Consider the following 14,118-nt stretch of genomic DNA (forward strand, 5'->3'; position numbering starts at 1 on the left):
CGTTTTTACACCGAAATTCCGCCTCCAGAAGTGGGGGGTATAAAAAAGAAAGTAAAAAATGCAGTGTGGATTTTGTTCATGCAATTAAAACTAAAGGTGGGGCGCTTGAGTGTCAATCAAAACTTGTTGTTATTGAGTTTTTTGCATTAAAAAGCGCACCCGAGGGTGCGCTTTGCGTGTAAATTTAACAATGATATCAAGCTGCGTATTCCTCCTCTAAGTTGTCATCAAAGTCGTCATCAATGGCATCATCTTCTACTTTAAGCGCTGCGTGACGTTGACTTTCTGGTTTATGAGTCAGGCGATTTAGCTGTTTCTCCAGCTTTTGTCCCATTGCATTAATTGCTGCGTAAAGGTCGTCGTGTTTCGCCTGGGCAAATAACTTGGCACTTGGGATGCCGACAGAAGCTTCAATTTTAAACCCTTGCTTCTCCTGTTCAATAATAACGTGCGGATTAATTAGCTGCACATCGTGTCTTGCTAACTTACCTAGTCTGGTTTCAATACGTTCGCGGATAGATTCAGTAACTTCAAAGTGCTTGCTAGTAATCTTTATCATATTTCGAACCTTTTGTTGTTTCCTTGAATTCAGACTACCAATCTCAGAATCAAAAGTCGTGATCTAAATCACGTTTTGTTGGCTCTTTTAAACTGTTCGCTTTTTATTTGATCACTTAGACAAATATAGACAATAACTGGGCAAATTTCCTTGTAAACCCTGAAAAATTGGCTCATATTGGATTAGATAAGTTGACTCTACTTTAGCCTTTTTCGCAAAAATCCCAGTGTAAATAACTCGATAGCCCTCAGGTAATTCCCGCTCTATAATGTCGCCACCAGATGAATTATTTTTCAAGAGTGCCGTAACATGGAACAAAATCTAGTCAAAGTTAAAGTGTGGGATATTCCAACTCGCGTTTTCCATTGGGGTATGTTGTGCTTGCTCGCAGGATTATGGTGGACCGCCGATGCGGGCGAAATGGAATGGCATCAGATTTTAGCCTACGGCTTGATGGTGTTAATTGGCGTTAGACTTATTTGGGGAATAATAGGTAGTGAGACTGCTCGCTTTAGTCACTTTGTTCGCTCCCCCAAAACAGTTATAAACTATCTTGCTCAAACTAAGCGTGATGGGATCTCAGCTTCTGTAGGACACAATCCTGTTGGTGGCTACATGGTAGTTACGTTAATTACCTTAGTTTGCGTACAGTTAGTGACAGGTTTATTTGCCACAGACGAAATCTTTACTGAAGGTCCACTTTATTCTTTAGTGAGCTCCGATACCGCAAGTTGGTTGACTTGGTTACATAAGAAGAATTTTGATTTGATTTTAATCTTAGCTGCGGTGCATGTACTCGCTGTTGGGGTTCATATGATTAAAGGTGACAAAATCCTTGGTGCCATGTTTAGTGGTTATAAGAAGTTACCCGAGTCTAAGGTTGCGGCTATTAACGCTGATGAACTTGCCTTTGCCTCTGTTATTAAAGCTGTTGTTATTGCGGCTGTGATTGGCGCTCTTGTTGTGAATTACTTAATGTTACCTGTGATTGATATGCTTTAAGTAAGGTATCGAATTTACAATTAAAAAGCCTGTTTAATTAAACAGGCTTTTATGTGTGGCAGAAAGACTAATTAGTCTTTCTTATATACGTCGTGACAACCTTTACAGCCTTTACCTGTGTTACCAAAAGCTTTTTTAAGTTCTCTTTTATCACCTTTAGCTGCAACTTGAGCAAGAACTGCTGCATTTTCTTGAAAGGTCTTCATCTTAGCGTCAAAGTCTGCTTTATCGCTCCAAATTTTTGCAAGGGCTTCGGTGTCGCCTTTGTCAGAACCCGCGATGAAGCCTTCTAATGGTAGCTTAGATAGCGCTGCAACATTTTCTGCACGCATAGCAAAAACTTCGGCGTTGAACTCTTTCTTGCCTTTTAACATGGCACCCATATCACCAAAGTTATAGGCAATCATACTAAAAGCAGATTGGCGGTAATGAACTGCGTCTTCCGCTTCTTTAAAGTTATTTGCGTAAACACTTGTTGCGAACGTTGTTGTTGCAGCTAGTGCGATAAGGCTCATCTTTGCAATCTTATTCATGGTTATTTCTCACGTTTTTATTGTGTTATGTGATCCGTCCTGCCGCCATTGTATATAGTTTTATCCTATCAGCACCAATCGTTTTTCATAATAGTTACTCTTAGTTACAAATGAGTGATATCTATACCAACTAATATAAAGGTTTATTCGCTCAGAGAGAGTTTAGCGTCACCGAGGCAAGATCATTAAATGCTTCTCGGTAACTGCTCCTGCACTACTCTACCTTCTATATCCGTATAGTCTTGCTTTAATGAGATTCACCAGCTCTATGTGGTTTATAACGCGTGAGGATCATAGAGAAACGAGGGATGAACTCCCACTTTTTTCTTGGGCGTCGCAGTATCAGGGCCACAAAAAAACTCGGCATTCTAGAGCGTTTTGGCTACCTACTTCTTGGTTGAGCAACTTTACAAGCGAGTTACCATTCTTTCAGTTATTCGCCTTGCGTTAGCTTACCCAAAAGCGCTCTGAACCACGCTAATTCTTATACTGATTGGTATTAGCAAAAGTGTATTGGCTCGATAATCTTGCTACAATCAGTGCGTAATGACGCACTAGTACGTGATTAGTTGTAAATAGGAGTTATGATGCGCGCAGAGTGGGATTCGGTATTAGAGAAGGTATTAATGCAACCAGATCAGCAAAGCTTAATTGTATTATTTGAGCTATTGCTAACAGAAGAAGAGCGCAGTGCTGTTGCTGGTAGGTTGAAAGTATTTCAAATGTTACTGCAAGGCGAAATGAGCCAGCGCCAAATAGCGCAGGAGTTTGAGATTAGTATTGCGACGATTACACGCTGTTCTAATTATCTTAAGCATATGCCTGTAGAGCAAAGAGACTCAATTAAACTGCTCATTATGGATGGAGCTTAATTTCACTTTCAGATATCAAGTTCAATTATGAATGAACCATTAAGACAGCCAATACACATCTGTTGTTTTGTGCTTACGATATTGGGAGCGTCTTAAGGCAAGGTACAACGCACTGCTCATCAATAAAAGGCTAATGATTGGTATAGTAGTCGAATCGACTTTTAGAAGTAATAGGCTCAATAGTAGAAAAAGGCGTGGTATATGCTCATAAATAAAGGCAGGGAGCCAACCTTTTTTACGACGCCTTTTAGGATCGGTACGGCGATTACTTGAGCGCAATAGGTAAATATGGCTACCAAATAAAAAGATTACAATACCCAGTGTTTGCGCATAAATAGAAGGGAGTAACATAAAGCTAAGGCTCCCGAGCGATAAATAACAAAATGGGAGCGCTTCGTAGATTGGTTTAGATAACATTTGCAGATCCTTTGCTTTTCATTTTTTAGCTCAAACAACCCTTTTGTTTGAATCCATCCATTTGAACTTGGCTTTTGATACCTTTTACCACTCAGGCTTTGCTACAAAGCAATGCTTTAATCATCCTTAAGTATGATTAAAGCATTCTGTTACTTAAGTTGGCTAGCATTAAGACTGTCAACACTGGCGCTAAACTAAGTAAATATAAATAGTCGATTTGATTGTAGTCATAAAAAAAGCCTGTTTCATTGTGAATAATGAAACAGGCTTAGATTCATGCTAAAGAACTAGCGCTAAAGCGTTAGCCCTAAAGAACTGCAATTAGTGTCTGCAGCCACAGCCGCCGTTACCATCACAGCCTTCTTTTGCTTCTTTAGTTTCGTCTTCGCTGCAGCAACCACCTTCATGGCCGTGATCGTGCCCGCCGCCACAGCATCCACCTTCGTGAGAATGCTCGTGACCACCACATCCGCCGCCGTGTGCATGGATATGACCGTGGGCAATTTCTTCTTCAGTCGCAGCGCGTACTTCAAGTACTTCTACGTTAAATACTAAAGATTGGCCTGCAAGAGGGTGGTTACCATCAACAATGACTACGTCATCTTTAACTTCAGTAACTTGTACTGGGCGTTGACCCATTTCAGTCTCTGCAATAAAGCGCATACCAGGAACGATGTCTTCAATATCGCCAAATGCAGATAGTGGTACTTCTTGACGAAGACCGTCATGGTAAGCGCCATAGCCTTGCTCCGCATCTACAGTTACATCAAGGGTGTCACCTTGCACTTTACCCTCAAGAGCCGCTTCTAAACCTGGGATCATGTTTTCTGCGCCATGCAGATAGATCATTGGCTCGCCTTCAAAAGAACTTTCTACAAGCTGGCCTTTTGCATCTGATAATCGGTAATGGATGCTAACAGCACATTTTTCGGTGATTTTCATATTCGCTCCAATCGGAAATTTGCGCGCATTCTAGCCTGCTTTAACGCTATAAGCGATAGACGCAGTGCACTTCTGCTACCTAAACCACATCTTTTATTTGTCAAAAGTGCAAAATTGTTGCTTAAGTTTTATTCGGTATAGAACTTATCTATATACTTTGTACTATTTTATTTAGATAAAGGCTTCCTTACAGCTTGTTAAATAATTTTAGAGTAAATTGTTGAGAATATGCTGTTGAATGGTTTTATCTGTCAATATTATCCTTTCCATATTTATACTGGATTGTTCAGTGTTTAATTTATTTTAAGTTTTTGTATTTGTTGGTTATTAATTTGGATTCCGTTTTAGTTTACGTCAACGTAAATCAATGTTCCTTTATATAATGAGTCAGTAAATGCTTATAAATGAGAGTTTATGACACTTCTGCTACCTTTTAATCTTAAAGGTTCAATAATAACAATTTAGTTAAATTTAGGGGTTGACAGCGCCCCAGTAAAAAGCAATTCTGTTAGTACACAAATTAATCCAATTGGATAATACCTAATTTTATGTTTAGCCACGTTTTAATGACCACAACCATTATTACAACCACCACGATTACCAACGTGGGGGCGGGCTAAGCACAACCTGATATAAGCTAAATATCAAGCCCGCTCCCCCAAAAGGAGCGGGCTTTTTTGTTTCTTGGGCGAGCGGTAAAAGGAGTTTACGATGAAAGTTATGAAGTTTGGCGGTACATCGCTTGCTAATTGGCAGCGATTTAAAGATGCGGCTGAAATAGTTAATCAATCTGCAGGCATAGAGCGCACTGCTGTCGTCCTATCTGCGCCAGCGACAGTTACAAACGGCCTAATCGAAATGGTTGAAGTGGCGGTGAGTGGTGGTGATTACGCCCAAGTTTTAGCTAAAGTAGAGCTAGTTTTTAATAATCTATACGGCGCAGCAGCTGACAGCTTGAGTTCAGAGCAAAATTGCTTGCTTAATGACAAACTGCAACAGCAGTTAAGTCTTTGGAGTAGCAAGCTAAATGGTATGAGCTTGCTGGGTGAATGTCCTGCAAGTGTTGAAGCGCAAATATTAGTCGGTGGAGAGAAATTGTCGGCAGCGCTAATGATTGAAGTGATGAAATCATTTAACCATAGTGCAGATCTTTTGCTGCCTGAGTCATTGCTGGTGGGATACGGTCCTCAGTTAGAGTCAGCAGTTGATATCGAGGCGAGTAAGTTACGTTTCAACGCAATTAACTTAGATTCTGCCCAAGTATGGGTGATGCCAGGTTTTACTGCAGGTGATAACCAAGGCAACATAGTCACGCTTGGGCGCAATGGCTCTGACTATTCAGCTGCGGTATTGTCAGCTTGTTTAGGTGCTAGCTGCTGCGAGATCTGGACCGATGTTGACGGTGTTTACAATACAGACCCGCGTGTTGTGTCGGATGCGAAATTGTTGTCGCAGCTTAGCTATCAAGAAGCGATGGAAGTCTCTTATTTTGGCGCTAAAGTACTGCATCCTAAAACCGTTGCCCCAATCGCGCAGTATCATATTCCTTGTTATATCCGTAATACCTTTAACCCAGAAGCAGTTGGTACCTTGGTTTCTGATCAACCCGATGAAACTGGTCTAAATGTTAAGGCGATTTCTAATCTCGATGATCAAACTATGTTTGATGTGTCAGGGCCTGGCATGAAAGGTATGGTAGGGATGGCGAGTCGCACATTGGGGGCTATTTCTCGCTCGGGCGTATCAGTGTCTCTCATTACACAAAGTTCTTCTGAATACAGTATTAGCTTTTGTGTTGCTACAGAAGATGCGGCGAAAGCGAAATCGGCTTTAGAGTTAGAATTTGAGTTAGAGCTTAAGAGCGACATTTTGGAGCCTATCGAAATGCGTCATCATTTGGCGATTGTATCGCTTATCGGTGACGGCATGCGAACTCACAAAGGGGTTGCTGCTAAATTCTTCCAAGCTTTAGCTCAAGCGACTGTCAATATCGTTGCAATTGCACAGGGGTCGTCTGAGCGTTCAATTTCAGCGGTAGTTGAACAGCGTAAAACTAAGCATGCAATTTCAGCTTGTCATCAATCATTTTTCGATGTGCAGCATTATCTTGATGTGTTCTTAGTGGGCTGCGGTAACGTCGGAGCAGGACTACTTGAGCAGATTAAACAGCAGCGCAATATGTTAAAAGAGCAGCATATTGCTATTCGAGTTTGTGGCATCGCCAACTCTCGTCAAATGCTACTCGATGCTCAAGGCGTGAATTTGGACAATTGGCAGGGGTTGTTAGCCGACTCTGAACAAGATGCCGATCTAGATGGCATGTTGGTTTGGGCCAAAGAGCAGCAGTTGCTTAATCCAGTGTTGGTGGACTGTACTTCAAGCGATTTTGTGTCGAACAAATATCTTGATGTAATGAATGCTGGCTTGCACGTGGTAACACCAAATAAGAAAGCCAATACTCGAGATATGGCTTATTACCAAGAACTCCGTAAAACAGCGCTTAAACAACGTCGCCAGTTCTTGTATGAAACTACGGTTGGTGCTGGTTTACCCGTTATTGATAACTTGAAAAAGCTACTTTTTGCTGGTGATAAACTACTTCGTTTTAACGGGATCTTATCAGGCAGTTTATCTTATATTTTCGGTATGCTAGATGAAGGAATGACGTTATCTGAAGCGACTTCTATCGCGAGAGATAAATGTTTCACAGAACCAGACCCTCGCGATGACCTAAGTGGTATGGACGTTGCTCGTAAAGTTCTTATTCTTGCCCGAGAAGTAGGTATGGAATTGGAACTTAGTGATATCAAGGTTGAGTCAGTGCTGCCTGAATCATTTGATGCCTCCGGTGATGTAGAAGCTTTTATGGCAAAGTTGGTAGAAGTTGATGCACAAATTGCTCAGCGTATTGAAGCCGCAAAAGCGATGGGTAAAGTTCTGCGTTACGTAGGTCAAATTGATGATGAAGGTTGCAAAGTGAAAATTGCAGAAGTCGATGTAACAGACCCATTGTATAGCGTTAAAGGTGGAGAGAACGCATTAGCATTCTATAGCCGTTATTATCAACCTATTCCTTTTGTACTTCGCGGCTACGGAGCGGGTACTGATGTGACTGCTGCGGGTGCGTTTGCAGATATTTTAAGAACACTTAACTGGACTCGTGAGGTGGGAGTATGAGCGTAACTATTTATGCCCCAGCCTCTATGGGCAATGTGGGAGTCGGCTTTGACTTGCTGGGCGCAGCACTTGCGCCAATCGATGGCTGTCTACTTGGCGATAAAGTGACGGTTGCTGCGGCTGATAGCGGTATTTCACTCACGTTAACAGGTTACTGGGCAAATAAATTGCCACAAAACCCACAAGAAAATATTGTCTATCAATGTGCTGAGTTCTTTTTAACTCATTTAAATAAAACAGCTGGTTTGCAGCTAACACTTGAGAAAAACTTGCCGGTGGGAAGTGGACTAGGCTCAAGTGCAAGCTCGGTTGTCGCAGCATTGATGGCGCTAAATGAGTATTTCGACAAGCCTTTTAACGAGCAAGAATTACTGCGTTTAATGGGGGAGTTTGAAGGCAAGATCAGCGGCTCAGTTCATTACGATAATGTTGCTCCTTGCTACTTGGGCGGCATGCAATTAATGCTAGATACGCCAAAGTCTGTTTGTGAAGCGATTCCTGATTTCAAGCAGTGGTATTGGGTGGTGGCCTATCCAGGAATATCGCTTTCTACTGCTAAAATGCGCCAACTAATGCCGCTGCAATATGATAAACAGACAACTATTGATTTTGGTCGTAATCTAAGTGCATTTGTACATGCGTCTTATAAGCAGGATGCTGAACTTGCTATTGCGGTATTGAAAGATGTACTTGCTGAGCCTTATCGCGCAAGTGAAATCCCTAAATACTCACAGGCTAAAGCAGCTCTTGCTGAACTTGGGATGCTGACGACAGGGATTTCAGGCAGCGGCCCAACATTATTTAGCATTACTGACGACTTAGAAGTGGCTAACCGCGCCCAGCAATGGTTAAACGAGCATTATATTGAGGCTGATAAAGGCTTTACACATATTTGCCATATCGATAATCAGGGCTCACGCATCGTCGATTAACAGCGCTTAAATAAGAATTAATAACAGAATTAAAGGAAGTTATCATGGAACTGTATAATCTAAAGCACCCGTCACAGGTGGTTAGTTTTACACAAGCAGTCAAGTTAGGCCTGGGGAAAGATAGAGGGCTGTTCTTTCCCAAGCAGATCCCACAATTGCAAGATGTTGATGGACTATTAGCATTACCCTTTGTCGAAAGAAGCAAAAAAGTTATTGGTGCATGGCTAGCATCAGAGCTAGGCCAAGAAACTGTTGATAGGTTGGTTGAGCGTGCGTTTAATTTTGAGTTGCCGCTAGTTAAAGCCGACGATAACCTTTATAGCTTAGAGCTATTTCATGGTCCGACATTAGCATTTAAAGATTTTGGTGCTCGTTTTATGGCGCAGTGCTTAAACGAGTTAGCACAGTCTGAAAAGATTAACATTCTGACTGCAACGTCAGGTGACACAGGGGCGGCAGTTGCAGATGCATTTTTTGGGCTAGACAATATCAATGTCGTGGTTCTTTATCCAAAAGGTAAAATTAGTGTTTTGCAGGAGAAAATGTTCACAACCTTAGGCGACAATATTCATACTGTTGCGGTTGAGTCTGATTTTGATGCCTGCCAAACACTGGTCAAGCAGTCTTTTGAAGATTTAGATATTCGCGATGGTCTGCACTTAAATTCTGCAAACTCGATAAACATCAGTCGATTGTTGGCGCAAATTTGTTATTACTTTGAGGCAGTTGCACAGTTTAAACAGCAACATAAAACAGATCCTGTTATCGCAGTACCTAGCGGTAACTTTGGTAACCTTACTGCGGGTCTATTTGCTAAAGCAATGGGCTTGCCGGTTAAACGCTTTGTTGCTGCAACTAATAGTAATGACACAGTTCCTCGTTATTTAAACAGCGGTGAATGGCAGCCAGCTAAAACAGTTGCAACGATGTCAAATGCAATGGATGTTGCAGAGCCGAGTAACTGGCCGCGTGTCGAAGCTATAGCTGCCGTTATGGGGTGGTCACTTGATGATATCGTTGGTGTCGGGACCTCAGAAGCTGCAACTTCTGAGTCAGTAAAAGCATTAAATAAAGCCGGTTACCTTTCTGAGCCTCATGCCGCTATTGCAGCGCTTGCGCTTAAGCAAACGTTAGTAGGAGATGAGCAAGGGATATTCTTAGCTACAGCACACCCAGCTAAATTTAACGAAGTGGTGGAGGGGATTTTACAAATTGAACTCGACTTGCCTGAGGCGCTTTCTCGAGTGGTACCTAAGTCTATTTTATCTGCTGAGATAAAGGCTGATTTTGACCAGCTAAAACAGCATCTTTTTAAAGTTCTGACCGCATAAAAATTCAATGTTTTATAAAAAGGAAGCTGTTAATGCTTCCTTTTTTTTGTTGTGAAAATGTAGCGGTTCATTTAATTAGACACTTGCCTGTTATGTGATGTTTTATGTTTGTGGCATGCGCGCACATTTATTAACAGCTGCAACGACTTGTGGCATCGAAACCTGACATAGTGTGATCTTCCTCTCAAATGTAGGCTGCAAACTTCTATATCGTGCGCCGCAGATTTTAAATTGGAGTCAGTCTAGTGTTGCGTTTTGTTATAGGTGTTTTGTGTGCAAGTTTATTAAGCGGCTGTGCAACTGAAGACTTTGAGCTATATCACCGGATTAACGAAGCCTATGACTTTGAAGTTACGCACTGTGATAGCTTTGCAATGGTGACTGGCTTTGGTCGTGGAGATAATGCGTTAGCGGATGCAAAGTTAAGCGCCATTAAGCAAGGTGAAGAGCTTAAGGGCACTCATATTGTTTGGCTGCAATCGGATTTAGGTGAACCAACAAAAGTTGTTGCCGTGATTTATAAATGCTTAATGTAATCTTTATTGAAGGCTTATGCAGACATTTAGAGGTTAGGGTACGTTTAATCGATTAAACGGGTTTGTTAGCGTTATTGCTTTGCGAGAAAGCGTAACCAGTTTATCTCTTGTTGCCAAATCTCCGGCTGCACAGTTTCTAAAATCAGTGGGATCCCTTTCATCACGTCTAATTTCATTAGGCTTGCAAAAGCTTCTTGGCCTATTTCACCTTGGCCTAAAGATTGATGACGGTCGACACGGCTGTTGAGCGGTGTTTTGCTGTCATTTAAGTGCATTGCTTTTAAGTATTGATTCCCTACTATCTTGTCGAATAAATCAAAAGTTTGCTCACAAGCTTTTTGCGTACGGATATCATAACCCGCGGCAAACAGGTGACAGGTATCGATACAAATTCCTACTCTAGATTTATCTTCAACACCTTCAATTATTTGAGCCAGTTGCTCGAAACTATGACCCAGATTAGAACCTTGCCCGGCAGTATTTTCTATTACAGCAGTAACTCCTGAGCTGCAATCTAACGCTAAGTTTATTGATTCACTAATTTTAGTTAAACAGTCGTCGATTGGAATTTTGCGTAAGTGGCTACCAGGGTGGAAGTTAAGTAAGCTCAAGCCTATTTGTTCACAACGTTTTATTTCATCGAAAAATGCTAGCCGAGATTTAGTGAGTTGTTCTTCATCTGGGTGGCCTAAGTTAATTAGGTAGCTATCGTGTGGCAAAATTGCTTCCATTCTAATATTGGCATCATCACAGTGGCGCTGAAACAGATCTATTTGCTTGGTTTCCAGTTCTTTAGCCTGCCAGCGTCTTTGGTTCTTAGTGAATAGAGCAAATGCATTGGCGCCAATAGCTGCGGCATTTAGTGGTGCATTAGCGATGCCTCCTGAGGCACTTACATGGGCACCAATAAAGTGAGTTTGTTGCATTGAATCTGTTCCTGCCATTGGGGGTAATAATAAGCATTATGCATGAGAACAGAGTGGTCTTGGCATCTTTGTAGGCATTAAATTTTTATCTAGTTAATTTAATGCCTAAGCGATTGTTCATTAGTTTAAAACTGCTTGATCTGCATCATTCATTTAGTTTTTAGTGGCCTGTTATATTGGGTGTTATTTGTACGCTTTACTAATATAAGAGGTAGTGGGTGAGGATGAAGGTGGAGACAATTATGCTAGCAAGGCTCATGCACGATCATAAACACATTACTATTTTGCTAAATGTGTTAACCGACAAACACACTAAGTTAGCGGCAGGAGAGGCCATTAATTACAATGTCGTCCGCGATATCGTAGAGTATATGCAAAGCTATGCAGAACATAGCCATCACCCTTTAGAAGAGGTCATTTCTGAGTTTTATTGGAGCAAGTTAGGAAGAGAGCATATTAATCAACAGTTGACAACAGAGCATGAACGTTTAGGTGAAGCATCGTCATCATTAATGGCAACATTGAATTTAATCCTCAGTGATATTGTTGTTTCGAAAGAACAGTTGATCAGTGATTTAACTAGTTATGTTTGTATGCAAAAGACTCATATGCAATTTGAAGAAACGATTGTATTTCCGAAGTGGCGGGAGGTTATTACTGACAGTGATTGGCTGCAAGTGCGTGATATGTGTAAAGTACGCTTAGTTGACGATCCATTGTTTAATGAGAGTGATTCTGCGCTTTTTGAAGAGCTAAGAGAATATTTAGATTGTGCTGAGTAGTACGAGCCTAAGATCAAAAAAGAGCGCTACTAGCGCTCTTTTTAATGGTATTAACTTATTACATCATTAGGCTGTCTAACTCGCCATCAAAGCCATTATCCATTTCTTGAAGCTCTTTGAGCAGACGATGCTTCTCTTTCAGCACTTCAATTTCTCGCCATTTGCGCTTTTTATTGGAGCTTCTTGAGCGGCTTGGCTTTTCAACAATACTATCTAGCGCACTACCATAATCGAGACGATTCATGGCAACCTCCTTTTGTTTATTTTCTTTTCTAATTTAATAGCATGATTTTTGTTCATGGTGCAACTAAAATGTTTCAAAAATGTTAAATCAAGATGAAGCTTTAATGTTTTGATTTGGCTTTAAGGGAGCTAGAAATGAGATTTTTATAGGGAAATTTGGAATGCTTAGCTTTAAAAAACAAAAAAGCCAGTCGAAACTGGCTTTTTAAACTTTAGCGTTAGTGCTAGATGTTTCCCTGTCTAAACAGGTTGATTAGACCATTACTCGATGTATCGAGCTCATCGGCACTTTTGTCAGCAGTTAGGCGCTCAAGTACGTCATTACCTAGTTGCTTACCGAGTTCAACGCCCCATTGATCAAATGAATTGATTTGCCAAATAGCACCTTGAACAAAAGTTCTATGTTCATAAAGTGCAATAAGCGCGCCTAATGTTGTTGGCGTAAGCTTATCCATTAGAATGGTATTGCTTGGCTTATTACCTGGCATCACTTTGTGCTTGGCAATAAGCTGTTTTTGCTCATCATCAAGATTGCTAGTGCTTAATTCTGCAAGTGCTTCTTCATAAGTGCGACCCTGCATTAATGCTTGGGTTTGACCAAAACAGTTCGAAGCAAGTTGAACATGGTGCTCACCAACAGGGTTATGGCTGTTTAGTGGCATAATGAAGTCTGCAGGAATAAGTGCTGTCCCTTGGTGCAATAACTGATGGTAAGCATGCTGACCGTTAGTACCTTCACCACCCCAAATAACAGGACCTGTGCTGTAATCGACATCAGTACCGTTAAGAGTCACTGACTTACCATTACTTTCCATGTCTAATTGCTGGAAGTAAGCAGGAAGACCTCTTAAGTAGTGATCATAAGTTAAGACTACATGCGACTGAGCATTAAAGAAGTTACCGTACCATAGAGAGAATAAGCCCATAATTACAGGCATATTGTTTTCTAAAGGCGTATTGGCAAAATGCTTGTCCATTTCATGGGCACCAGCTAATAATTCGCGAAAGTTATCCATGCCGATTAACAGTGCAATAGGTAATCCAATCGCAGACCAAAGTGAGTAACGACCGCCAACCCAATCCCACATTGGGAAGATGTTGTTAGCATCAATACCAAACTCTGTCGCTTTAGCAACATTTGAACTTACTGCGACAAAGTGCCTAGCGACATCAGATTGTGATGCGCCTTGGTTTAAAAACCACTCTTTGGCAGTTAGCGTGTTGGTTAATGTTTCTTGGGTGCCAAAAGATTTAGAAGACATAACAAACAAAGTTGTTTGCGGATCTAAGCTTTTTAGCTTTTCTGTAATAGAAGTCCCATCTACGTTAGCGACAAAATGACAGTTTAAGTGCCCAGTCCAGTATGGACGTAGCGCTTGTGACACAATTTTTGGGCCGAGGAAAGAACCACCTATACCGATACTGACAACGTCAGTAATCGTTTTACCTGTGTAGCCTTTCCAGTTACCTGAAGTTAATGAGTCAACGAACTCACCCATTTTTGCCAGAGTTTGTTGCACTTCGGCAACAATATCATTGCCATCAACATTAATAATTTGGTCAGCAGGTGCACGTAGAGCAGTATGAAGTACTGCCCTTTGTTCAGTATTATTAATGATTTCACCTGCAAACATCGCCTTAATTTTTGCTTCAAGCTGGGTCTCTTTAGCTAGCTTGAATAAAAGAGACATAGTCTCTTTTGAGGCGCGGTTTTTAGAGTAATCGAGTAATAATCCACAAGCCTGAGTCGACATGTCATTAAAACGCTGAGGATCAGTGCTAAATAGCTCGCGCATATGAGGCAGCGAATGACTATGCTGCTCTAATGCTTGCCAAGTGGCTTGTTGAGTGAGTTCAGTCATTTTG

The 14,118-nt window shown here is 41.3% G+C and carries 14 protein-coding genes and 1 other annotated feature (1 of these 15 running past the window's edge); of the genes, 7 read left to right on the forward strand and 7 right to left on the reverse strand.

The features are described 5' to 3' along the window. Positions 1 to 75, reverse strand: a sequence feature (Phe leader region); it reaches 44 nt to the left of the window's first position. A gap of 121 nt (positions 76 to 196) precedes the next feature. Next, the gene (gene hpf, locus AB4298_RS08330; RefSeq protein ID WP_220779648.1) at positions 197 to 559 is read right to left on the reverse strand and encodes a ribosome hibernation-promoting factor, HPF/YfiA family; all 363 of its coding nucleotides are present in this window, start codon (positions 557 to 559) and stop codon (positions 197 to 199) included. 309 nt (positions 560 to 868) lie between these two features. Between hpf and AB4298_RS08335 the strand changes: the two genes are divergently transcribed. Beyond that, on the forward strand, positions 869 to 1,561 hold the full coding sequence (locus tag AB4298_RS08335) for a cytochrome b/b6 domain-containing protein (RefSeq protein ID WP_371986323.1): 693 nt from the start codon (positions 869 to 871) through the stop codon (positions 1,559 to 1,561). A 71-nt stretch (positions 1,562 to 1,632) separates the two neighbouring features. Here AB4298_RS08335 and AB4298_RS08340 read toward each other — a convergent pair whose 3' ends face one another. Beyond that, positions 1,633 to 2,094 carry a c-type cytochrome gene (locus tag AB4298_RS08340; RefSeq protein WP_371986324.1) on the reverse strand — a complete coding sequence of 154 codons (462 nt, stop codon included), beginning with the start codon at positions 2,092 to 2,094 and terminating at the stop codon, positions 1,633 to 1,635. Between the two features lie 587 nt (positions 2,095 to 2,681). Between AB4298_RS08340 and trpR the strand changes: the two genes are divergently transcribed. Beyond that, positions 2,682 to 2,966: a trp operon repressor gene (gene trpR, locus AB4298_RS08345; RefSeq protein ID WP_248997547.1), complete on the forward strand. Its 285-nt coding sequence runs from the start codon at positions 2,682 to 2,684 to the stop codon at positions 2,964 to 2,966. A 39-nt stretch (positions 2,967 to 3,005) separates the two neighbouring features. Here the strand turns inward: trpR and AB4298_RS08350 are convergent, their stop codons facing one another. Next, on the reverse strand, positions 3,006 to 3,383 hold the full coding sequence (locus AB4298_RS08350; RefSeq protein WP_371986325.1) for a hypothetical protein: 378 nt from the start codon (positions 3,381 to 3,383) through the stop codon (positions 3,006 to 3,008). Positions 3,384 to 3,704: 321 nt separating this feature from the next. Continuing rightward, positions 3,705 to 4,325 (reverse strand): peptidylprolyl isomerase, encoded by a 621-nt coding sequence (gene slyD / locus AB4298_RS08355; RefSeq protein WP_248997545.1) that lies wholly within the window; start codon positions 4,323 to 4,325, stop codon positions 3,705 to 3,707. Positions 4,326 to 5,036: 711 nt separating this feature from the next. On the opposite strand from slyD, the gene thrA reads away from it, so the two are divergent. The 4 genes from thrA (at position 5,037) to AB4298_RS08375 (ending at position 10,301) form a co-directional block, all read left to right on the forward strand. Continuing rightward, positions 5,037 to 7,502, forward strand: a complete 2,466-nt coding sequence (gene thrA / locus AB4298_RS08360) for a bifunctional aspartate kinase/homoserine dehydrogenase I (RefSeq protein WP_371986326.1) — start codon at positions 5,037 to 5,039, stop codon at positions 7,500 to 7,502. After that, complete coding sequence (gene thrB / locus AB4298_RS08365) at positions 7,499 to 8,434, forward strand: homoserine kinase (protein ID WP_371986327.1); 936 nt, start codon at positions 7,499 to 7,501, stop codon at positions 8,432 to 8,434. The genes thrA and thrB overlap by 4 nt, the downstream gene beginning before the upstream one ends. A gap of 44 nt (positions 8,435 to 8,478) precedes the next feature. Further along, the gene (gene thrC, locus AB4298_RS08370) at positions 8,479 to 9,765 is read left to right on the forward strand and encodes a threonine synthase (protein WP_371986328.1); all 1,287 of its coding nucleotides are present in this window, start codon (positions 8,479 to 8,481) and stop codon (positions 9,763 to 9,765) included. Between the two features lie 245 nt (positions 9,766 to 10,010). Next, on the forward strand, positions 10,011 to 10,301 hold the full coding sequence (locus AB4298_RS08375; protein ID WP_248997541.1) for a hypothetical protein: 291 nt from the start codon (positions 10,011 to 10,013) through the stop codon (positions 10,299 to 10,301). A gap of 71 nt (positions 10,302 to 10,372) precedes the next feature. Here the strand turns inward: AB4298_RS08375 and nfo are convergent, their stop codons facing one another. After that, on the reverse strand, positions 10,373 to 11,227 hold the full coding sequence (nfo, locus tag AB4298_RS08380; RefSeq protein ID WP_371986329.1) for a deoxyribonuclease IV: 855 nt from the start codon (positions 11,225 to 11,227) through the stop codon (positions 10,373 to 10,375). 242 nt (positions 11,228 to 11,469) lie between these two features. Between nfo and AB4298_RS08385 the strand changes: the two genes are divergently transcribed. Further along, positions 11,470 to 12,009, forward strand: a complete 540-nt coding sequence (locus tag AB4298_RS08385; RefSeq protein WP_248997539.1) for a hemerythrin domain-containing protein — start codon at positions 11,470 to 11,472, stop codon at positions 12,007 to 12,009. A 58-nt stretch (positions 12,010 to 12,067) separates the two neighbouring features. On the opposite strand, the gene AB4298_RS08390 is transcribed toward AB4298_RS08385, so the two are convergent. After that, positions 12,068 to 12,253, reverse strand: a complete 186-nt coding sequence (locus AB4298_RS08390; RefSeq protein WP_248997538.1) for a DUF3545 family protein — start codon at positions 12,251 to 12,253, stop codon at positions 12,068 to 12,070. A gap of 223 nt (positions 12,254 to 12,476) precedes the next feature. Then, the gene (pgi, locus tag AB4298_RS08395) at positions 12,477 to 14,114 is read right to left on the reverse strand and encodes a glucose-6-phosphate isomerase (protein WP_371986330.1); all 1,638 of its coding nucleotides are present in this window, start codon (positions 14,112 to 14,114) and stop codon (positions 12,477 to 12,479) included. Positions 14,115 to 14,118 lie beyond the last annotated feature (4 nt).

Source organism: Shewanella sp. 10N.261.52.F9 (assembly GCF_041471165.1).
Taxonomy (GTDB): domain Bacteria; phylum Pseudomonadota; class Gammaproteobacteria; order Enterobacterales; family Shewanellaceae; genus Shewanella; species Shewanella marinintestina.

Bases quoted from the DNA above. Each gene is read 5' to 3' on its own strand.
- trpR (WP_248997547.1), top strand. From the start codon at position 2,682: ATGCGCGCAGAGTGGGATTCGGTATTAGAGAAGGTATTAATGCAACCA.
- AB4298_RS08340 (WP_371986324.1), bottom strand. From the start codon at position 2,094: ATGAATAAGATTGCAAAGATGAGCCTTATCGCACTAGCTGCAACAACA.
- AB4298_RS08350 (WP_371986325.1), bottom strand. From the start codon at position 3,383: ATGTTATCTAAACCAATCTACGAAGCGCTCCCATTTTGTTATTTATCG.
- nfo (WP_371986329.1), bottom strand. From the start codon at position 11,227: ATGCAACAAACTCACTTTATTGGTGCCCATGTAAGTGCCTCAGGAGGC.
- AB4298_RS08385 (WP_248997539.1), top strand. From the start codon at position 11,470: ATGCTAGCAAGGCTCATGCACGATCATAAACACATTACTATTTTGCTA.
- thrB (WP_371986327.1), top strand. From the start codon at position 7,499: ATGAGCGTAACTATTTATGCCCCAGCCTCTATGGGCAATGTGGGAGTC.
- slyD (WP_248997545.1), bottom strand. From the start codon at position 4,325: ATGAAAATCACCGAAAAATGTGCTGTTAGCATCCATTACCGATTATCA.
- pgi (WP_371986330.1), bottom strand. From the start codon at position 14,114: ATGACTGAACTCACTCAACAAGCCACTTGGCAAGCATTAGAGCAGCAT.
- hpf (WP_220779648.1), bottom strand. From the start codon at position 559: ATGATAAAGATTACTAGCAAGCACTTTGAAGTTACTGAATCTATCCGC.
- AB4298_RS08390 (WP_248997538.1), bottom strand. From the start codon at position 12,253: ATGAATCGTCTCGATTATGGTAGTGCGCTAGATAGTATTGTTGAAAAG.
- AB4298_RS08335 (WP_371986323.1), top strand. From the start codon at position 869: ATGGAACAAAATCTAGTCAAAGTTAAAGTGTGGGATATTCCAACTCGC.
- thrC (WP_371986328.1), top strand. From the start codon at position 8,479: ATGGAACTGTATAATCTAAAGCACCCGTCACAGGTGGTTAGTTTTACA.
- thrA (WP_371986326.1), top strand. From the start codon at position 5,037: ATGAAAGTTATGAAGTTTGGCGGTACATCGCTTGCTAATTGGCAGCGA.